This window comes from Rhodopirellula sp. UH5 (assembly GCF_056839225.1).
Genome location: NZ_CM166390.1, coordinates 1,114,476 through 1,133,493 on the forward strand (window position 1 = coordinate 1,114,476; position 19,018 = coordinate 1,133,493).

17 protein-coding genes are annotated in these 19,018 nt (G+C 55.3%); 6 read left to right on the forward strand and 11 right to left on the reverse strand.

Going from position 1 to position 19,018, the window contains the following annotated elements; genetic code table 11:
- Window positions 1-16 precede the first annotated feature (16 nt).
- From UH5x_RS04065 to UH5x_RS04095, 7 genes are all read right to left on the reverse strand, one after another.
- Complete coding sequence (locus UH5x_RS04065) at window positions 17-610, reverse strand: nuclear transport factor 2 family protein (RefSeq protein WP_482634800.1); 594 nt, start codon at window positions 608-610, stop codon at window positions 17-19.
- 102 nt (window positions 611-712) lie between these two features.
- The gene (locus UH5x_RS04070; protein ID WP_482634801.1) at window positions 713-1,180 is read right to left on the reverse strand and encodes a hypothetical protein; all 468 of its coding nucleotides are present in this window, start codon (window positions 1,178-1,180) and stop codon (window positions 713-715) included.
- A 246-nt stretch (window positions 1,181-1,426) separates the two neighbouring features.
- Window positions 1,427-2,842, reverse strand: a complete 1,416-nt coding sequence (ltrA, locus tag UH5x_RS04075; protein ID WP_482634802.1) for a group II intron reverse transcriptase/maturase — start codon at window positions 2,840-2,842, stop codon at window positions 1,427-1,429.
- A gap of 519 nt (window positions 2,843-3,361) precedes the next feature.
- Window positions 3,362-4,387 carry a DUF1963 domain-containing protein gene (locus UH5x_RS04080; protein ID WP_482634803.1) on the reverse strand — a complete coding sequence of 342 codons (1,026 nt, stop codon included), beginning with the start codon at window positions 4,385-4,387 and terminating at the stop codon, window positions 3,362-3,364.
- A 647-nt stretch (window positions 4,388-5,034) separates the two neighbouring features.
- Window positions 5,035-5,562: a hypothetical protein gene (locus UH5x_RS04085; RefSeq protein WP_044257190.1), complete on the reverse strand. Its 528-nt coding sequence runs from the start codon at window positions 5,560-5,562 to the stop codon at window positions 5,035-5,037.
- Window positions 5,563-5,653: 91 nt separating this feature from the next.
- Window positions 5,654-5,980 carry a hypothetical protein gene (locus tag UH5x_RS04090; protein ID WP_482634804.1) on the reverse strand — a complete coding sequence of 109 codons (327 nt, stop codon included), beginning with the start codon at window positions 5,978-5,980 and terminating at the stop codon, window positions 5,654-5,656.
- A gap of 68 nt (window positions 5,981-6,048) precedes the next feature.
- Window positions 6,049-6,555, reverse strand: a complete 507-nt coding sequence (locus tag UH5x_RS04095) for a hypothetical protein (RefSeq protein ID WP_482634805.1) — start codon at window positions 6,553-6,555, stop codon at window positions 6,049-6,051.
- Window positions 6,556-7,026: 471 nt separating this feature from the next.
- Between UH5x_RS04095 and UH5x_RS04100 the strand changes: the two genes are divergently transcribed.
- From UH5x_RS04100 to UH5x_RS04110, 3 genes are all read left to right on the forward strand, one after another.
- The gene (locus UH5x_RS04100; RefSeq protein WP_482634806.1) at window positions 7,027-7,461 is read left to right on the forward strand and encodes a hypothetical protein; all 435 of its coding nucleotides are present in this window, start codon (window positions 7,027-7,029) and stop codon (window positions 7,459-7,461) included.
- Window positions 7,462-7,673: 212 nt separating this feature from the next.
- Window positions 7,674-7,901 carry a hypothetical protein gene (locus tag UH5x_RS04105; protein ID WP_482634807.1) on the forward strand — a complete coding sequence of 76 codons (228 nt, stop codon included), beginning with the start codon at window positions 7,674-7,676 and terminating at the stop codon, window positions 7,899-7,901.
- 306 nt (window positions 7,902-8,207) lie between these two features.
- Window positions 8,208-8,450 carry a hypothetical protein gene (locus UH5x_RS04110; RefSeq protein ID WP_482634808.1) on the forward strand — a complete coding sequence of 81 codons (243 nt, stop codon included), beginning with the start codon at window positions 8,208-8,210 and terminating at the stop codon, window positions 8,448-8,450.
- A 363-nt stretch (window positions 8,451-8,813) separates the two neighbouring features.
- Here the strand turns inward: UH5x_RS04110 and nagB are convergent, their stop codons facing one another.
- Together nagB and UH5x_RS04120 are read right to left on the reverse strand one after the other, a co-directional pair.
- A complete protein-coding gene (nagB, locus tag UH5x_RS04115; RefSeq protein WP_482634809.1) occupies window positions 8,814-10,724 on the reverse strand; it encodes a glucosamine-6-phosphate deaminase in 1,911 nt (636 codons plus the stop codon).
- A gap of 291 nt (window positions 10,725-11,015) precedes the next feature.
- Entirely contained in the window at window positions 11,016-12,059 is a 1,044-nt protein-coding gene (locus UH5x_RS04120; RefSeq protein WP_482634810.1) for an ROK family protein, read from the reverse strand.
- Window positions 12,060-12,494: 435 nt separating this feature from the next.
- Here UH5x_RS04120 and UH5x_RS04125 point away from each other — a divergent pair, with 435 nt between their 5' ends.
- Complete coding sequence (locus tag UH5x_RS04125) at window positions 12,495-13,382, forward strand: alpha/beta hydrolase (protein ID WP_482634811.1); 888 nt, start codon at window positions 12,495-12,497, stop codon at window positions 13,380-13,382.
- A gap of 186 nt (window positions 13,383-13,568) precedes the next feature.
- Here the strand turns inward: UH5x_RS04125 and UH5x_RS04130 are convergent, their stop codons facing one another.
- Window positions 13,569-14,432 carry an AraC family transcriptional regulator gene (locus UH5x_RS04130; RefSeq protein WP_047812855.1) on the reverse strand — a complete coding sequence of 288 codons (864 nt, stop codon included), beginning with the start codon at window positions 14,430-14,432 and terminating at the stop codon, window positions 13,569-13,571.
- A gap of 949 nt (window positions 14,433-15,381) precedes the next feature.
- Between UH5x_RS04130 and UH5x_RS04135 the strand changes: the two genes are divergently transcribed.
- Entirely contained in the window at window positions 15,382-16,614 is a 1,233-nt protein-coding gene (locus UH5x_RS04135) for a DUF1559 domain-containing protein (protein ID WP_047812857.1), read from the forward strand.
- Between the two features lie 111 nt (window positions 16,615-16,725).
- On the forward strand, window positions 16,726-16,926 hold the full coding sequence (locus tag UH5x_RS04140) for a hypothetical protein (protein ID WP_047812858.1): 201 nt from the start codon (window positions 16,726-16,728) through the stop codon (window positions 16,924-16,926).
- Window positions 16,927-17,222: 296 nt separating this feature from the next.
- Here UH5x_RS04140 and UH5x_RS04145 read toward each other — a convergent pair whose 3' ends face one another.
- A complete protein-coding gene (locus UH5x_RS04145; protein WP_482634812.1) occupies window positions 17,223-18,119 on the reverse strand; it encodes a metallophosphoesterase family protein in 897 nt (298 codons plus the stop codon).
- Between the last annotated feature and the right edge of the window lie 899 nt (window positions 18,120-19,018).

The following is a 19,018-nucleotide window of genomic DNA, read 5'->3' on the forward strand; positions in this document are numbered from 1 at the left end:
GCGGGATTCCCACCCGCTAGTCAATCAGACCTTGCGAGTCCGCACGTGCATCGGATTGTTCTGCCTTCTTGCCGGAAAGCCTCGCCATCGCTGGCTGAAGCATGAAATTCATGTAGGCGTCCCAGACGCGAGGAGACACGACTACCCGCCAGCTCTCATTTTGCTTCACGCAAGTTAGCACATCACGTGACTTCTCGGAAAGATTGGGCATGCCGTTTACACGATAGACAACATGGGCGAGCGAGTCACCCTCGGCGACCGACCCGAGAATGGTTCGCGTAGTAGGGGAGTCTTCTTCCGGTGGTGTGGGTTCGCACATGTATTCGGCAAATGCTTGCACGGGTGACATCGCTTCGATCTCCGCGGCACTAGGCACGCGGTCAAAGATCATCTCGAAGAAACCGGTGTCACCGCTGCGGCGAAACATCGGCGATACCGCAATGATGGATTTCCCAATCTGCGTTGCACTTGGTTCGTGTACCACGTCAACCAAGGCTTTTTTGTCTGATTTTGCCAGCGCGTCGAAATAGTCTTTAGCGGCGGCTTCCGGCGTTTGTGCAGCAGAAACCGTCGACATCGATATGCAGAGTATCAGCAGTGCGATCTTCATATCTCTTTGGCAGAACGGCGGGGTTGACCGGGGACGAGCGGAAAGGCAACGACTGCCGAAACGCGTTTTCGAGTCCTCCGCGTCCAACCCTTGGTTCGTCGTCTATTGTCCCGGTACGAACAAACGGTAAACATCATTTACAAAGTATACGGCGTCCACCAACGCAAATGCGGAGTCAGATGGACGATCCAGCTTGGGACGCCGAATCTCGACGACACTGCTGTCATGATTTAGGCCAAAAATAAGATCATTGTCCGAGTAGGCAAGAAGTCGCAAGCGTATTGGATACGGAAATGGGTATGGGGGACCGAATAGGTAGCAGTTATTCAGGTCGAATGTTGTTCCATACCCGATTTGCTTCGGTTGCATTCGCATCAAAAATAACGTCCCCAAACTATTAGCTTGGTATCCGACACTCGGCGTTCCAAGTTTATTGACGACGTCGTCAATGTGCATGCCGACGTTGAGTTCGCGTGATGCTTCAACGAGGTGAAATTGGTGCGCATCTTCGAGCGAGACGAACAGTGAAAGCGAAATCAACCAAGTCGAATAGAGTGGTGATGCGATCATGATTTAGGTCGACGAACGGCTGCAATCACCCGGTCGCGACGAGAGATTGTCCATTGTCGAAACACCCGACTTCGCGACTCGCGAGTAGACCGAGGTCTCTTTGGTTTAGGTTAGGGTTTGTGTTCCCTGTTTGCCACCGGTTTCCTGTGGTGGTGTCACAATATTCTAACCATGCCGCATTGACCCTCGGCCCCTCTCAGATCCGGACGTGCCACTTTCTAGCATCCGGCTCCCAACCAACACCTCTCACACAGCACTCATCGACGCACGCGACATCGCGATCAGGTCCGTGAGCTGCCGCGGATTCGACAAGGGATGTCGCTCGCACAGACGGGCCAGGTGCGTCCAGTTCACGTAGCTGCTTTGGCTCCGACGACTGAGGTGACGCTTGACCAGCACGCGGGCCTTGTTGCGGTACGCCATCAGCATCGGCCAATTGTCATTGATACCGTAGTACTGGTAGTGACCGCGAAGCTTCGCGTTAAGAGTCTGCCACATCTCGCCGATCGGAACGTCCAACTGACTCTTGAACCAGCGACGCAGTTCCACGACCTTCTGCCGATACTTCTTCCCCGACGTCTTCCGTTTCAGCTTGAACTTTCCAGCGCGGCTGCGCCCGCAGTAATGAGTGAATCCCAGGAAGTCAAAAGTTCCCGGAGGCCCTTCGCCCCAGCGTTTGGAATCACGCTGGGCAAAACGACCGAATCGGAGCAACTTCGTCTTCTCCTGGGCGACTGACAGCGAATACCGGGCAAGTCGTTTCGGCAGGACCGCTTGGTATCTCCGCGCATCCGATTCCAGTTCAAAACAGCAGATGAAGTCATCCGCATACCGAATCAGAGTCGCTTGTCCTTGCAGTCGTGGCTTCACTTCCCGTTCGAACCAAACGTCCAACACGTGATGCAGGTACACATTCGCAAGCAGCGGAGAGAGGCTCGAACCTTGTGGAACGCCCTCGTCGGTTGCTTCCAGTTTGCCTTCGATCATCACACCTGCTTTGAGAAACCGCGTGATCAGAGCGAGCAGCTTGGGGTCGCCGATGCGAACTTGCAACAGTTCCAAGAGGCTCTCGTGACACACGTTGTCGAAGAAGCCTTCGATGTCCGCGTCACTGATCCAGTTCACTTTCTCGGTCGCGATGCTTTGACCGAGTGCCGACAACGCTTGGTGGCATGATCGCTGCGGACGGAATCCATACGAGAAGTCGTAAAAGTCGACTTCGTAGATCCGCTCGAGGACCATCACCATCGCTCGCTGAACGAGCTTGTCTTCCACGCAAGCGATCCCCAGAGGTCGCGTTTTCCCATTCCCTTTCGGGATGTTCTTTCGCAAGCTTGGATTCGGGCGATAGCTGCCACGATGAAGTCGATCGAGCAGGCCAAGAAGGTTGCCCTCCAGATCCTCCTCGTAATCTTCCACCGCCACGCCATCGACCCCCGGCACTTTCCCTCGCTTCAGTCGGCGAAACGCATACCACAGCAGCTCGTAATTGAGCAGCGAAAAGAGGTTATTGAAAACCTCTTCGGGATGCGCCTTCGCTCTTTCGGTGATGCGTTCAAGACGATCCAGAACCGTACTCCCGCCACTGAGTGTGGGCGACTCGGCGTCTTGGACGCGTGTTGGCCTGACCGCCTTCCCTTCGCCAGCATTACCCGGCTTCATTCCGCCTGATTGGACTTCAAGCTTCTGCGGTACTATTCGGTCATCCGACTCCCTGAATGTCATTTGTCTTCGTCGCTTATTCCACTTCTAGGACATACTCGATCGGCCAAGTTGGAAGGCTTGGGTTCGGTCAAGAACTTCAGGGTCTCACTGGTTGCCTGATTGGCTTGATGTGTAATGCGAATGGGCCGCCGACCCCGGGTCTCCGCTTGCAGCTCGCCAAGTGACGCTGCAAGCGATGTTGCCTTCAGGGATGCACAAACCTTGGGCAGGATCCAACAGTTACCAAATTTCGGGGCTAAAATCCATTCAACGTCGCAGGGCCACCTACGAGCGCTTCATCCTCACTACCTCTCTGTGTACGCTTCAAACTTCGACTTCAGCTCATGGTGCCTATACGAAGCCTGCAACACTCGATACTGGGCGCGCGGCTAACGCTTACCCAGGCGGGATTCCCACCCGCTAGTCAATCAGACCTTGCCAGTCCGCACGTGCATTGCTTGGTTCTGTTGCTTGGAGCTAGTAGCTGTCCCAAGTCCAAGTCACGTTGCCATCCATATCGATTAAGAAGTACATGCAGCCAACATCGGCAAACATCATTCGGTATTTACCCCATTCATAGTGATCGTCTGGCTTGTTCCAATCGTCTGGAAGAGTCTCTAAGCCGATGAATGGCCATTTCGCGCCGGGTGGATACGTAGTGGGGTGAACAGAATTGAGGGCGCAGATCAACTCGTCATCCGGTCCACGAGGGTCATTTTGGGTGAAGAACGTCTCGCGTCCGATCTTCGTAGATTGTGTGGTGGGAAACAGGTAGCACTGGTAGTGGCCAGCCTGTTCAAAGACTTCCCAACTATCAGGGTATTCGTTCGTTCGGTATACATGGCCTGATAGTTGTGGAACGGTAAACGATGGAACTGGACATTGCTCTGCAGACAGTGGCGAGTCTAATTCCATCGAACTCCATTCAACGTGAACTGAATCTTGATCGTACAAGCTGTCTGCGTCTTTGAAGTAGATCAACATCACGTCGTCAGGAATCTTTTGCGAAACAATCTCACGCGAATCCGCGAAGCAAAATTGTGCGATAAACGTATACGGTTTTCCATCGTCAGTTGGCCAAGACTTGGTTGATTCACGGTGTGGTACGCCACCAAGTTTTGTCAAATATGGTTTCTCCGGCGGAGCGATGCTCCAAAGGAAAATATCCACCGGGACCGACGGTCCCAGGTCTTGCGATTGCAGATGTTGTTTGCGAACCAGCTCAATGCTGCACAAATGAGCAGGGCTGGTGATGATTTCAACATGTGGCTTCCATAAGTCGAGTGGATCGCCAGTCTTAGTTGTGTCGAATTTTCGTGGACCGCTTGTTTTCTCGAACGTCTCGATTGGGAAGATCTTTGCCCAATGATCAAAGTCGACCTTCGGATGCAATGTGGTGGCTTTCATGAAGGTTTGCGACAATGGTTCATTGTGCGACGTTGAATCGCCCGGCGTACAACCGGCGAGTGCAATCATCAGAGAAACAACGATGTATCGATTCATACCTGCAACAGAACGCTACGCATCACCGCGGTCGCGGCGAGAGATGATCCATTGAAAAAACGCCCGACCCGCGACTCCGGTGCATGCGATGGTTACCCGCCACGAATCGGAGTACTCGGCGGGCAATAAGGATTGTCTAATTGTTTCGAGTGTGTCGGTATCGGCGAGGGCATCTCAGCTTCTGATTGGACGCGGAACAAAACGCCGAAACGTTGTAGGAAGTGTACCACAGTTCCCACGAACGCAAGCAGCACGCTAGCCGCAGGTCCGAAGAATAGGCCTGCAAATACTAGCTTTGCACCGTCACCGCCAACTACACCGTCAACCTCCGCTTCCGTCGTAGCCCACGCAATGGTTAAATCGAAATACAGAATTAATGTCCCCATGCAGACGAACCAAGTTACTACGAGACCAATCACAGTAATCGCAACAAACAAAATTCGATGCTTCGTGTAAAAACAAAGTAGCAGGTAAGTGAGTGCCCACAGACAGCATATGGATAGCGAAATTAGCGCTGGCAAAGTCACGGATTGGCACAGTTCACTATGAAGGATTTCAGTCGGGTAACGCTAGCCATCACCCGGCACGCGCGAGTAAAGCCACCATGTAAAAAACGGCCGATCGCGTGCTCGGTGTGCATGGCATTGTTATGCAGTTCTGGGTAGTTGGACGGCGTTTGTTACGAGTGTCGTCAGTGCATTTTGAGTTCGTGTCCGTATCATCTTGGACATCATGGGTGAAAGGAAAAGCCAAGGAGTAACGGGAAGCATTGAACCGCCGATTGCAAGGAGCATCCAGGTCAATCCTTGAGCCCAAGGTACACCGAAGCCAACACCGAATTGTCCACCAAACGTAATGCCGCCAACAACACCGAACAACAATCCAAGTCCAAGTCCGAGCATGAATGGGAATCGCATCAAGAATCTTCGCATCGTTTCGACGCCACCGAGTTCTGCGTCAAGAGACAGTTCGTGCCCATGAAGTTCGAGGTGAATTCTCGAAGCACCGAGCAACGGATTTTGTCTTGTACTGTTTAGACCGGGGCCAGTCAGGTCAACCGACTTGCCGTCGCGTTTTACAATGGCGAATCCGTTGTTGGTCAATGTCACGAGTGCCGCTTGAAGCACATCCTCGGTTGGCTTTGTTGTGACAGCGGACGTCGAAAATGTATTCATGGATTCTCCTGCATAACGGTAGAAATCACGGGGGACGGGAGAACTACTTGCAAGCAGACGAGAAAACGGACCACCCGTCCTCCCGTGCATTTCATGGTTCCCCGCTCGGTGTTTGGGCCGCCAGGTAGTCAAGCCAATTCTGTTTATCGACGTGGAACGGTAGACCATTATAGCCAGCACCATGCCAGCCAAGGTCATCACGTCCAGTCAACACGTAGAGAATCCTCGCCCCCATCGTCGCGACAACGCCACCGTGGTCAAGGCATGCGAGTCCGTCATCCACAGTGATTGTCGGGTCGCTCTCGCAATTCTCCATCAGCTCATTGCCGGCCATCACAAGTTCAACTTGGTTTTCAGTCCAGTTGGTTTGCCGGACAGAGTATTTGCATTCCGCTATAGATGGTCGAGTAGCGTTCATGTCGGTTCGATTTGCGTGGCTGGCGGTGGGATTCACATAGATCGGCGTGCAATCTCAGTCGGGGAACGTTACCGATCAGCCGGCGGCGACGGTTGATCATCCACTTCTAAACGCCCGATTTCGCCGCTCGGTTGCATCGGATGGTTCGCCGCGATTTGGGTTTCGAGCATTGGGGTAATCGCCCGGTCTGCCCCGCGCAAAATCAAAAAGGAAACCGCAGCGTAGATTGCGGAAGTCAGGAGTGCAAGAACAGCCATTTCTCGCATGTCGCCGAAGGCCCAAGAAAATGGTTCAAACATGCGACCGTGAGTGGGCGTGGATGCTTGCCGTGCGTTCAGCGTGAGGCAGTATCCGTAGCCATACAGAAAAGCCCAAACAACACAGACGGTGTAATGCGTGAGCGTAGCCTGCAGTGTTTTGAGGCGAAATCGCAGTTGAATCCATACCGCAGTGAGTGTGGGAACGAGCGGAATGAGGAGGGTCAGAGGAGAATTCGCGTGGTCAACGGCAAGAGGAAGGTGCGCAAGATGAACGCCAACAATGAGAGTGAAGAGCAGCAAGTCAAGGATGGCCAACGGTCGTCGCACCGATCCAATCTCCGATCGAAAAATTCTTAGTCGGCGAACAATAGATTCAACCCTACTCAGTAGGGTCGTATTCGGGAAATTGCATGATACGGGGTAAGTGAGTTGGGGTGTTTGACCAATATCACTCAACTCACTCCCGTGCTCAAAATCTTACCTGCTGCGTGTTGCTGCGGCAATGTTGCCACTCCTGGAAGTCGTTCTGATGACACTAAGCAGGTCGGCAGGAGTGATCAAGCACAACCATGTGAGCCGTTTGGGCGTTCGCCCCGGTTGTGCGTGAAAACCGTGGCTAACGCCAGCGGCTCACATACCCGATGACACCTGCGTACCTGCTTAGCGGGCTTTGAGGTGGACGTGGCGTCGGCGGACGATGTCAGCAAAAGTGAGCGAATACGGTTTCCGAAATGGCTTCGGCGGTACGCACTCACGCATCCCAAAGGGCTGACGAACGAACTGCCCGTGAATCGTGAGATGGTCCTGCGATTTTTGCGTTCTTTACTGGAGGCCGGGGCGCCGGCGTGGCAGCGATGGCAAGCGGTGCGGTCACTGGAGTGCTATCGCGACTTGGTTTTGAAGCGATCGGACCCGAATCGGCATAAAGAATGTCGTCGACTGAGGATCAAGGATGTCTGGTTTGATGAAGGCTGCTTGCTCGTTCGCAACGGCAAGGGGCAAAAAGACCGGATGACGTTCTTGCCGAAACAAGTGATTCCAGATTTGAAGCGTCAAATTGCTTGGGCGACTCAACGACACCAGCAAGATTTGGAGGAGGGATATGACAAGGTGTATCTGCCCTTTGCGCTGTCCCGGAAGTACCCCAATGCGGGGCGTGAGGTTGGGTGGCGATGCGTTCCATCGGTGCGCCGTGAAAATGGACTTCGTCCGCTTTGGTGACCGGTATCCGGTTCCAATGCTTGGGTGTTGCTGGGGGCTCCCCCGTCATCTTCGGGGATCAAGCTGGCTGGTGCAACTGTTTCGGGGCTGGCGGGTGAGATGAAACGCTTTCAGCGTTGATGCGGGCAGTGCGGGGGAGTTGATGCGGCGGGTTGGGACGGAGGGGCGGTGGTGGTCCGAATTCTTGGCAGGGTGGTCAGTGCGCGAACCGAATGCAACTCATTGAAAAAGTTAAATTGACAATTGGAAAATGCAAATTGATGCGATTTCATCCACGCATTCCGGCATTTTACAATTGGCAATTTGCACTTTCAATTTTTCAATCGCGACAAACGCCGTCTCAATACCATTCGTCGGAAACCGCCCAAACCGCCTGGTTGCTCTCATTTTTATCAGCCCAGGCGTTGCGTTTGAGCGTTTTGGAAGAGTTTTATGTTTGATCGGCAGGAGGAGGCAGGAGGAGGAGATGCTGTGAGGCCTTGCTTAGAACCACGTGAACAACGAGTGACGTAGCGGAAGGGCGCGAGCCCTCCGGTTCCTCACCGGGCGGCTTGCGCCACACCGCTAACATTGTGACTTGTTGTTCACGCGTCGCTTGTGCAGCGGGTTGGGAGGGAGGATTCTCAGGCTGGAAGCCTAAGCCACTTGGCTTGGGAAACGACGGGTGAGCGACTTGCTGAGGTGGCAGGTTGGAGGCCGCGAATTGGATGGCACGGTTGACGTGCGGGAGCTGAGTTTGGATGGGGATGTATTCGAAGCCTGCGAGTGCTGAGCAGAAGCAACGTTGGCGAAGATCGAAGCAGTTGCTGGGGCACAACGATGTGAAGACGACGGAGATCTACACGCACGTGCGAAATCCGCACGAGGCGAAGGTGGTCAGTCCGTTGGATCGGTTGATGCAGGACGGGGAAGCTGAGGAGTTGCGTTTGGGCCGACTGAGGGCCTCAGTCGGCTACAGGGGTTGGATGGAGTTGGAGTGGGGCGACTGAGGGGGGGCAGTTGGCTGCAGGTGGTTGGACGGAGACAGAGTAGTGGTCCGTCAAAGTTAAAAGTGAGGGTTGATCGTAGTGGACGAGGCCACGAGTCCTTAGATTTGACGCCGGTTCAGGACTCGTGGCCTCGTCCACTACCCTCAAAACAAGTCCTGACAGACCAGTAGGCCATTTGGCTTTTATTGTTCCGCCGGGCAGATCGCGTTTGCGATGGCTCGTTGCGAGTCAGTCCATTTGAAATCGTTCGCGTGATGTTGCTCGACGACAGGGGCTGGGCACGCAAACATTTGGGGACAAATGTTCTACTCTCTTTCCAGTGTTTGACTTGTTGCGAGAGTTCGTTTTGGGGGCGGAGCGGGGCTACGGACGGGGTTTGTATTGCACGAAGCCTTCGATGGCTTGGTATTGTGCCAGCCCGAGTTGGTCGTAGGTTCGCGCGGTGGAGGCGTTGCGGGCTTCGGCTCGCTGCCAAAATTCGCGGGCGTCGGCTCCTGGAAAGAGCGCCCGGTCTTTTTGTGATTCGTGCTTGAAGATGGCGGTTCGTTTGCGGTCGACTTCTTGTGGACTCAGCGGAACCGCCATCTCAATCTCATGCGGCGCCCATTCTTGCCAGGCTCCGCGATACAACCACACCACACATTCTTTCATCCAGTCATCGTCTCGGCATCGTTCCACCGCCGCCAAGAGAATGTCGAGGCAAGTTCGATGAGTGCCGTGCGGGTCGCTGAGGTCACCCGCCGCATAAATCTGATGCGGTTTGACCTCTCGCAGAAGCTGGACCGTGATCTGAACGTCTTCGTCACTGATGGGTTTCTTGCGGACGACACCAGTCTCATAGAACGGCAGCTCTAAGAAGTGAAGACGCTCGGCGGGGACACCGCACACGATGGCGCCCTCTTCCGCTTCGCCGCGGCGGATCAAACCTTTGAGGCGTTGCATTTCGGGGATGTCCACTTCGCCCGCGTCTTTCTCGCCGAGGAACTCGATCATGCGTTTCGTCAGTTCCACAACGGGAGGCGTCAAAAGTTCGAACTCCTTGCAAAATTCGCGAGCGAATTTGGCAAAGCGGATGGCATCGCCATCAAACACGGCAATGTTGCCGGACGTTTGATAGGCCACGTGCACCTCATGGCCTTGGTCGGCCAGCCGTGTCAGGGTGCCTCCCATCGAGATGACGTCGTCATCGGGGTGCGGTGAAAACAGCACGATGCGTTTGGGGAACACAACATCGGGCTGGTTGGGTTTCCCGGCGGGCCAACCCGTGATCGTGCTTTGAAGATGGCGAAAGACTCGCAAGTTGATTTCATAGGCCGAACCGTATTCCGCCAACAGGTCTTGAAGACCGTTTTCGTTGTAGTCACCATCCACCAGCATCAACACTGGCTTTTGCAGTTTCTGCGACAGGTCAATGACGGCGCGACGAACCATGGTGTCGTCCCAGGTCACGTGCTCGACCAACCAGGGTGATTGGATCACGGCCAGCTTGGCGGCCGCGGCGTGATCCAGAATCAACTCGGCGTCGGGATGTTCTTGCAAAGAGGTGGCGGGGACCGTGGGCGCGAGCTCACCTTCGATGGTTCGCGCGATGATCGATGATTTGCCTTCGCCGAAAGCAAGCAAGAAAATCTTCCGAGCCTGGAGGATGGTGCCGACACCCATCGTGATCGCTCGTCGCGGGACGTTTTCCACCCCAAAGAAATGACTGGCCGAATCAATCCGTGTCATCCCGTCCAACGTGATCATTCGCGTTCGGGATTCGGTACCCGACCCGGGTTCATTGAACCCGATGTGTCCGGTTCGCCCGATCCCGAGCAATTGGATGTCCACTCCACCCGCGTCCGCCATCTGTCGCTCGTAGTCGCGGCAATTGTCCGAGATGCTTTCGACGGGCTGCGTTCCATCCGGAAGATGAATGTTCTCGGGTCGAATATCAACGTGATCGAACAGATGTTCGTGCATGAACCTCGCATGACTCTGCAAACAATCCGGAGCCATGGGGTAGTATTCGTCCAAGTTGAAAGTGACGACGTTGGCAAACGAAAGCTGTTCGTCACGATGCAACCGAACAAGTTCCGCGTACACGTTGACCGGGGATGATCCCGCGACGAGCCCCAGGACGGCCACTCGCGAATCCGCGGCTCGCGCACGGATGAGGTTGGCTATTTCTCGAGCGATCGCGGCGCTCGCGTCGGTGGACTCGGGATAGACTCGGTAAGCAATCTTTTGCTTGGACGATTGCGGGACAAGTTGGATGGCGTCCGTTCCAGACATGATGTTTCTCTAGTTCATTTTCTCAGGCACGCCACAGCACTGAAAGCAGGTGCGGCGAACGAAGTTTGGGAGGGGCTAAGCAGGTCGGCAGGAGTCTTTCGGCGTTTGTAATGTCTTGGCAAGCGTGGTTGCTTCCACGTACAACCGGGGCGAACGCCCAAACGGCTCACATGGTTCTGCTCGATCATTCCTGCCGCCCTGCTTATCTTATCGCTGTTCAACGCCATGAATTCTAGGCGTTGTCGAGCCCTGCGAAAACAACGGCTTGATTCGTCCGCTTGCGCCCTGCTGCTATGTATTCAAAGCTTGCCGGGCTTCGTTGGCGAGGCGAGCGTAGTGTGCGGCACCAACGATCCCAGCATCATTGCCCAGCGTTGCAAATTCAATCTTCAGATGGGAACTGATCTGGACGAGTGTTCGCGGATAGCATTCCTCACGGATGGATTGCAAGAACCGTTTCCCGGTGTCGGTACCGGGGCCACCGAAGGTCATTGCGCCGCCGAGCAAAACGACATCGGGGTCGACCACGTGAGCGAGCATGGCAATCGCTCGTCCAATCAAGACTCCGGTTTGGTGAATGACATCCATCGCAATGGCATCGCCGTCAGCCGCCGCGTTGGCGATCGACAGCGGAGTGATTGGATCCAACTTTCGCAGTGCGCTTGGATCGCTCGACCGAGCCAAAGTTTCGATTGCGGTTTGGATGACGCCGCCCGCCCCCGCGTAAGCTTCCAGGTGGCCGGGAAAGCCGCATCCACATCGTCTGGCGCCGTCGCTGAAATCGATCGTGGCATGGCCGATCTCGCCGCCACAACCGTTGGCACCGCGGACGGGACGCCCTTCCAAGATGACTCCTCCACCAACGCCGGTGCCAAGCGTCATCAGCACCAGCGAATCCGCACGGCACAGGCCGTGTGCCGACTCAGCCAGCGCGGCGGCATCGGCATCGTTCAGCAGGAAGACCGGCTTTTGAAAGACGCTGGAGAGCTGTTGGCGAAAGTTCAATTGATGCCAACGATGGAGGTTGGCGGTCTCGGCGAGTTCTTCTGCCTTGGGGTCCAGCACCCCCGCCATTGCCAAACCGATCGCTTGCAGGTCATCGAGCGACTGCGACGACTCCTCCAGCGTTCGCTGCACACTGTCACGGCAAGATTCGAAGGCAGACTCAGGCGATTCATAGTCGTCTGTGCGGATGTGGTTGCGCCAAATCAGCTGGGGACCGCGAAACAGGCCAAACTTGATCGTGGTGCCGCCCAGATCGATCCCGAGAACCCACGAAGCCTGCTTGGCTTGCTCACTGTTCTGAGACGACTGTTCGGTGGAGGAGAAATTCATGTGCGTCGGGGAGGATGGTTCAAATGGGGATGGTTGGATTGGGGCTGGATTTTGGGCCTGGTGATTTTGTCAGCTGGAACGTGATTGGGTTGAGGTCGTCTCTGGGAACCATGGGCGATCGCCCTGCGGCTGATCACGCCATCTGCGAGATGCATTGAATCAACAGCGTGGTGGGTTTCGGCGTTGGGAAGGCACATGGCTCTGCTTTCTCAACTCGATGCTTGGCTTCAGGGTTCGGCTGGTCGGTTCCATTCTAGTTGGAACTGCGGCCGACCTCATTCGATTTGCATCGACTACACTTGGCATCCCCCCTGCCTAAGCAGGTCGGCAGGACCACATTCAACCGTGACTGAGGCCCAGACGGCTCACATGGTGATGTCTGATGGTTCCTGCCCTTCTGCCTACCCATCGCCCCGCCATTCGTTGGAAATTTTGATGCGTCGATTGCTTTCGTTTACCTTCCGTGCGTTGCTGCTTTCACTTTGTGTTGCAATCCCCTCGATAGGCATTGCTGAGGATTCGCCGCAAAGGATCCCGCTTTGGGAAGACGGCGCACCGGGTTCGGAAGCACGCATGCACGAACCCGAAGTCTTGACCGGGACAAATGTGTCCAACGTGCATCATCCGTCGATCACGCCCTACTTGCCAGCGAAAGAGAAGGCCACCGGAACGGCGATCCTGATTGCACCTGGTGGAGGCCACAGCAAACTCTGCCTGGGACACGAGGGCGATTCGCTGGCACAGTGGCTGGCCGACCATGGCGTGGCTGCGTTTGTGATGCGTTATCGACTGTGTCGGGAACCCGATTCGGAGTACACCCTCGATGGGCATGCGATGGATGACACTCGGCGAGCCATTCGCATGATTCGTTCCCATGCCGAGGCTTGGAACGTGACGCCCGATCGCATTGGCATCCTCGGGTTTTCGGCAGGCGGTGAACTGGCGGCTTACTCTGCGATGAATCCACAGCCAGGTGACCTCCAATCCGAGGACCCCATTGAGCGAGTGAGCAGCCGGCCCGATTTCCAAGGTTTGATCTATCCGGGAAAGTCCAGCACCTTCACCGTTTCGCCAGGCATGCCTCCGGCCTTCATTGCCTTTGGGTACCACGATCGAGAAGACATCGCGTACGGGATGGCCAAGGTCTACTTGAAGTACAAGGAAGCAGAAGTACCTTGCGAGATGCATGTGTACAGCGAAGCGGGACACGGTTTCGGGTTTCGAGCCAACAGTCAGACGGCGGCAGGACGTTGGCCAGAACGCATGTTGGAATGGCTGATCGATCGGAAGTTGCTGTCCGAGAGTCCGGCTGCAACGGACTGAGGCAAGCCGTCAGTCCGTCAGGGGCGACGTTGAAGTGGGGTGATGTTCGCTGTTGGCCAACAAAACCGACTGCAAATTCGCAGCTTCAAAACGGGTGAACGAGGAATCGGGATGGCTGGTTCCTTGCTGACGCTTCGGGATTCCATTGTGCGGGGACCGATGGGTTTGTTTGCGCCGAATCCATGTTCAGCTGGATCGTTTCATTTGGCTGGGTGGCACACCGTAGACGCGTTTGAACGCGCGCGAGAACTGGAACGCGTCGGCGAATTGAAGCTTCTCGGCAACATCGCGAACCTTCATTCCTTGGGTGAAGAGCAATTCGGCGGCGTAGTTCATTCGCAATCGCAGCAGGTACTGATACGCGCCACGCGAGGCAAACCGTTTGAACAATCGCGAAACATAAACCGTGGTGTAGCCACACTGCTCGGCGACCTGCCCAATGGATGTCAAGTCGTGAAAGTTATCCTCCATGTATTGGCGGATGTCTTCGTAGACCTCGAATGCCTTGGGAGAGTCGCTGATGACCGTGGATTTGCGTTGCGCGATTTTGATGATCATGGCTCGCGTCATCAACGACACGATGTCGCGCGATCGAAACTGGTCGTCCTTTCCTTCCGTGGAAATGATGGAGAACAGGTCCGTCAATTCCTTCACATTTCGGACTTGAAGAGGACGCCCACGCAGCAAGTTGGCCTCCAGCAGCAGGCTTCTCGCATCCGTCCCGTACATGTCCAAGTAGTACTTGCGCATGCCGCTCTTGGAACGGTTTTCGATTCGGTGGCGGACCCCGGGGCCATAGGCAAAGACGGTTCCCCGTTTGAGGTCAAACCATTCATTTTCGAGCTGCAGCTTGCCTTCGCCTTGTTCAACGAATTCAAGTCCCCAGAAAGGAAAGTTGCTCCGTTCGATCACGTAGTCCAGCGACGTCCGCTCCATCCCGCCACAGACGACCGTGAACCGACTGGAGCGGTCCGGATCAAGGTCCAGATAAAAATGCGAAGCCTCGACCGTCTGCTTCGAGACAAACTCTGGCTCTTGAAATTGTTCCATCGCGTATCCAAGGGTATTCGAGACCGAATGGTCGTTGGTTCCCGAAACCCCAAATTTCCTGTCAACCAATTTGTTTAGGAAATGAGGTCCAGAGGCGTCTGCCGATCGTCTTCGTGCCTCATCTCATCCCCCAAACCCCTCGTGCAACACGGTTTCATTGGAATCGACGAATTTGGCGATGAGGCCACGCTGTTTAAGTCCTGCTATTTGGCCAACATACTATACACCCATTCAATACGTTGCCACGCAAAAACGCACCGGTCGGATGGGCAGGCGGTTCGGCCACCACCACAAGCCTGCAGTGGCAATGTCTGAAACGTCCCCCAACCTGACGAAGATTCTGGGAAAAAGATGCGTTTCCCCGCAAAAAAAGTCGGCGAAGGAGCGAACTGGCTGTCTTGGGGTGCTTCTCACCCAACGTTTCGTGATCGAGCCCGTCGGTTTGAAACTCAGAGACTTCTCACCGATTGATGGGGCACGAGTCAAAGCTGACTGGCAGGCCGCCTGAGCAACGGAGTGCTCGCTGATCATTCCCTCGCAGTGGCACAGTCCCCGTTGATCCCGGCGAGCGGAGGTCGTGCAGGCTGTCGCCACCGGATGTGGTTAAGAATCGTCACACCACCGAATCACCTGAATGATTGCGCCAGCGAAAAACGCCTTAATCAATAGAGTCTACAGAGTTCCCGGAACGACGTTTTTCAAAATCGCCACCTGTGCACTTGTTTAATAAACGGCATGCTGAGGCATTTTGGCTATGTTCGCACCGCCCGAGAGAGGAAGAATGGCTTCCGTTGAAGGTCAGTAGTCGCCCTCACGGCCCCGTAAGCGTGATTCCGCCATCCCAGCGGATCCAACGACGGGAAGGATTGCGATTGCTTTGCTTCACGTCTCTTCCCGCTTCTGGATTGGTTTCTCAATCCAACTAAATTCTCGTTTGGAGTTCTTTGTCATGCTCAAGTCCCCCCCGCAACGCTCGGGCTTCACGCTCGTCGAGCTGCTGGTCGTGATTGCGATCATTGGTGTTTTGGTTGGATTGTTGTTGCCTGCGGTACAAGCCGCTCGTGAAGCTGCTCGCAGAATGAGTTGCAGCAACAATTTCAAACAAATCGGCCTCGCGATCCACAACTACCACAGTGCCTACAACCAGTTGCCGATTCATGGCGGCGGCACCAACGACCCGTACTCCGCCAACATTTGGCGTCCATCAGAGGTGTCGAATAACGGGCGTCTGAGTTGGTTGGTCGGGTTGACCCCCTTCATCGAACAACAGGGTTTATGGGAAATGATTTCCAACCCGCTGAACGAGGATTCGCGTGGCGCCATTCCACCGGCAGCCAGCGGAAATGGCGGTGTCAGCGGCGGCGCAACTCGCAACGGCGGCCCTTTCAGTTCCATGGGACCAACGCCGGACGAGATTCTCTACACGCCATGGGTCACTCAAATGCCAACGTTCCGTTGCCCGAGCGATCCAGGTGTTGGGCTGCCTTCGCTTGGCCGGACGAACTACGCCGCCAACTTGGGTGACTCGGCAGAGCGTGCCCATCAAGGCGACTGGAACAACAGCGCACCGATTGGCTATGGCAACATCAACACGACTCTGGCCACTGAAATCCAAGGTGCCGGCCGAGGATTCTTCACTGTCCACAAAAGCCGTCGTTTCCGTGACGTGTTGGACGGTCTGTCGAACACGGTTGCTGCAGGTGAGATTGCGACGGACTTGGGTGACAAAGACGTTCGCACATCACCACTGAGTCGAGGTTGGTCATTCGTTCGCCAGTACCCACCGAGCGATTGCAACAACTTGGTCGATCCCACTCGCCCTCAATTCTGGGATGCGTCGCAGAACACGGTTGGTGGTGTCAACGGACGCGGATTCCGTTGGGCGGAACACTTGCCCAACTTCAGCGGATTCTTCACCGCACAACCGCCGAACAGCCCCATCTGCAACGAGCAGAATGCAGGCAATTCCGGTTGGTACTCCGCGTCGAGTCGTCACCAAGGTGGAGTCCACGTGTTGATGGGGGACGGAGCTGTGAAATTCATGACCGACTCGATCGACGCGGGCAACCAGAATCACCTGAGCGTCAACGCTTATCGTACCCCTGGTGCAAAAAGCCCTTACGGAGTCTGGGGTGCCTTGGGAACGCGTGCCGCAAAGGAAGTCATCGAAGAGGCATTCTGATTTCAAATGACTCACAGGTGCGGCCGGTTCTCTATCGATTCGGCCGCACCATTTCTCCAACCAATCACTCAGAACTCATTGTTCTGAAAGCACACCTTCTCTGATCGAACCATGAAAAAACGATTTACCTTGTTCGCGTGCTGTGCCTTGCTCGTCTTGTCCGTCGGGTGCACTGAAAGCCAACCCACCAACCTTGCCGGCGACATCAGCGACAGCGAATTCGATGAATACAACCGGATGTTGCAAGAATCGCAGCAACAAATGGTCGAGGCCGACAAAGCCATGGCCAAAGAGATGAAATCCAAACGCTAATCGAAACGCCTGTCAAGCAGGTCGGCAGGATGGAACCGTCAGAACCATGTGAGCCGTTTGGCGTTCGCCTGGTCTGCTGAATGTTTGGTGTTGTGACGCACGGTGTTTCCGGGGGGGTGCTGCTACGCAGCACCCCCCCGGGCTACCATCTGACTTCCCTACCGGGATGGAGAAAGACAGAAGCCGGAAGAAGAATTGCATCCGCTATTCGAGCGCCAAAGGCAAACGCTTCGCAGTCCAGCGTTTGCCCGGTTGGACGCACGTCTTGACGCCTCAGATCCCAGAGGCGGGTCGCACTATGTCCACTGATAGCTAGCTTGACGCACGAAACCTTTGATCTGGATGGTGCCGTCCGGATGAATGTCCATGAGAGAGTAGCCGTTGCTTTCTGGTCCGGATCCTTCGACCATGGCAGCCAAGGTGCAGTAGTGAATCCCACCAATGTCCTTCAAGTCATTCTGGTGGCTGTGCCCTTGAAAAACAGCCAGCACGTTGCCTGATTCTTCGAACGCCTTTCGAACCTCCGCGTTGTTCTTGACGCCATGATAGTTGCTGACATCGAGACGTTGATGGGCAAAGACAACCGTCGGCTTTTGGTTGGACTTTAAATCGCCACGCAACCACTCCAACTCTTCCGCCGAGACATTCGCATCGGTCCATTGGAAATTCCGGCGTCCGTAAGACTCCCCATCACTTCGGAAGCACGAATCCAAGACGATGAAGTGAATGCCCTGGCGGTCGAACGAATAGTACGAGTCTTCCTTTTCGACTCCGGCCAAGAACTCTTCTTTGGTCAACGTGTCGACGCAATGATTGCCAAGCACATAGTGTCGGTCGTCGGTAATCGCAGCGAATTCTTTGTTGATGGTTTTGAGGTACCGTTGCTCGACCTCGACAGAATCCGCTGCGTCGATGAAGTCTCCCAACTCGACCAGAAAATCAGGTTGGTCGCGCGCAAATTGTTCGCTGGCGGTTTCCAGTTTGCCAATCGATTCGCGGTAATGACGTGAGCCGGCGGGAGACTTGTCCGCGTAGTGCAAATCGGTGACCATCCCCACACGCACTGCCTTGGCTGAGTCATCCGCGAATGATTGGTTCTTGATCAACAGAGACGGTGTGATGGCGGTCGCCGCCAGGACCAACGAGCCATCTCGGAGGAAAGTTCTTCGGCCAATGTCGTGCGGATTGAGCATGTTGTTTCCAAAGTTGTACGAGCAAGAGCAGGTGCGCAGGCGACGTTCATTTTGCGCGTCGTCGCTTTCAATCTAGCGACTGGGAGGATGCGGGAAAGGGAAGCCCGGCCCCCGAAGCCAATCAAAACCGGAATCGCGACGAATCTCGAAGATTGCATGAAGAACCAATGAATGAACGGTTGAGCAGTCCTCATGCAGCCCCCGCCGATGAGAACGTGCAGAATATCGACGCCGCTTTTGAGTGGGTTCTTGCATGCTGCAGCTCCCTCGAAACGAAGTTTTGGGGAGCGACGCCGTTCCGACGATCGCGAGGGAAGAGGCCTGGTCTGGGAAGTGGCGTGTTTTCCCCTCCCCCGGAAATCACGCTGAACGCCCGCGTTCCGAACCCTCGACATCGGTTGAATGGATGACGGCTGTTTTGGGTTCAAAATTCCTTGTACCCAGGCTCTGCCTGGGAACACACTGTCTTGGAGGCTCCGCCTCCCAATTCTGTCTCAGCAGGCGGGGGATGTCGATTGATGAAGGGCAGCATTTGGTAGTGGACGATTGGTAGTGGACGAGGAAACGAGTCCCTTGCGTGGGGGAGGACTCGTCGCCTCGTCCACGACGGTTCAGGTCCTGGGCCAAGGACACCTCGAAGAACGTCAGTGATAAAATCGACGTCCCGAGCCTGCAGTGCATTGCGTTCCCAGGCAGAGCCTGATAACGAGAAAGAGTCGGCATTGGAATTGTTTTGGTTGGCGTTGCTGCTCCCACGTACAACCGGGGCGAAGGCCCAAACGGCTCACATGGTGATGCCGATCATTTCTGCCGACCTGCTTGGCCTTGGTTGGGTGTGGGAACCGTGGCGTTGGGAAGGCGGCTCATCAACCCAAGCAATTCACCCGCAGGTGCTTCCG

Excerpts from the sequence above, each read along its gene's own strand:
- UH5x_RS04065 (WP_482634800.1), bottom strand. The coding sequence starts at position 610 with ATGAAGATCGCACTGCTGATACTCTGCATATCGATGTCGACGGTTTCT.
- UH5x_RS04070 (WP_482634801.1), bottom strand. The coding sequence starts at position 1,180 with ATGATCGCATCACCACTCTATTCGACTTGGTTGATTTCGCTTTCACTG.
- ltrA (WP_482634802.1), bottom strand. The coding sequence starts at position 2,842 with ATGAAGCCGGGTAATGCTGGCGAAGGGAAGGCGGTCAGGCCAACACGC.
- UH5x_RS04080 (WP_482634803.1), bottom strand. The coding sequence starts at position 4,387 with ATGAATCGATACATCGTTGTTTCTCTGATGATTGCACTCGCCGGTTGT.
- UH5x_RS04085 (WP_044257190.1), bottom strand. The coding sequence starts at position 5,562 with ATGAATACATTTTCGACGTCCGCTGTCACAACAAAGCCAACCGAGGAT.
- UH5x_RS04090 (WP_482634804.1), bottom strand. The coding sequence starts at position 5,980 with ATGAACGCTACTCGACCATCTATAGCGGAATGCAAATACTCTGTCCGG.
- UH5x_RS04105 (WP_482634807.1), top strand. The coding sequence starts at position 7,674 with ATGCAACTCATTGAAAAAGTTAAATTGACAATTGGAAAATGCAAATTG.
- UH5x_RS04110 (WP_482634808.1), top strand. The coding sequence starts at position 8,208 with ATGTATTCGAAGCCTGCGAGTGCTGAGCAGAAGCAACGTTGGCGAAGA.
- nagB (WP_482634809.1), bottom strand. The coding sequence starts at position 10,724 with ATGTCTGGAACGGACGCCATCCAACTTGTCCCGCAATCGTCCAAGCAA.
- UH5x_RS04120 (WP_482634810.1), bottom strand. The coding sequence starts at position 12,059 with ATGAATTTCTCCTCCACCGAACAGTCGTCTCAGAACAGTGAGCAAGCC.
- UH5x_RS04125 (WP_482634811.1), top strand. The coding sequence starts at position 12,495 with ATGCGTCGATTGCTTTCGTTTACCTTCCGTGCGTTGCTGCTTTCACTT.
- UH5x_RS04130 (WP_047812855.1), bottom strand. The coding sequence starts at position 14,432 with ATGGAACAATTTCAAGAGCCAGAGTTTGTCTCGAAGCAGACGGTCGAG.
- UH5x_RS04135 (WP_047812857.1), top strand. The coding sequence starts at position 15,382 with ATGCTCAAGTCCCCCCCGCAACGCTCGGGCTTCACGCTCGTCGAGCTG.
- UH5x_RS04140 (WP_047812858.1), top strand. The coding sequence starts at position 16,726 with ATGAAAAAACGATTTACCTTGTTCGCGTGCTGTGCCTTGCTCGTCTTG.
- UH5x_RS04145 (WP_482634812.1), bottom strand. The coding sequence starts at position 18,119 with ATGCTCAATCCGCACGACATTGGCCGAAGAACTTTCCTCCGAGATGGC.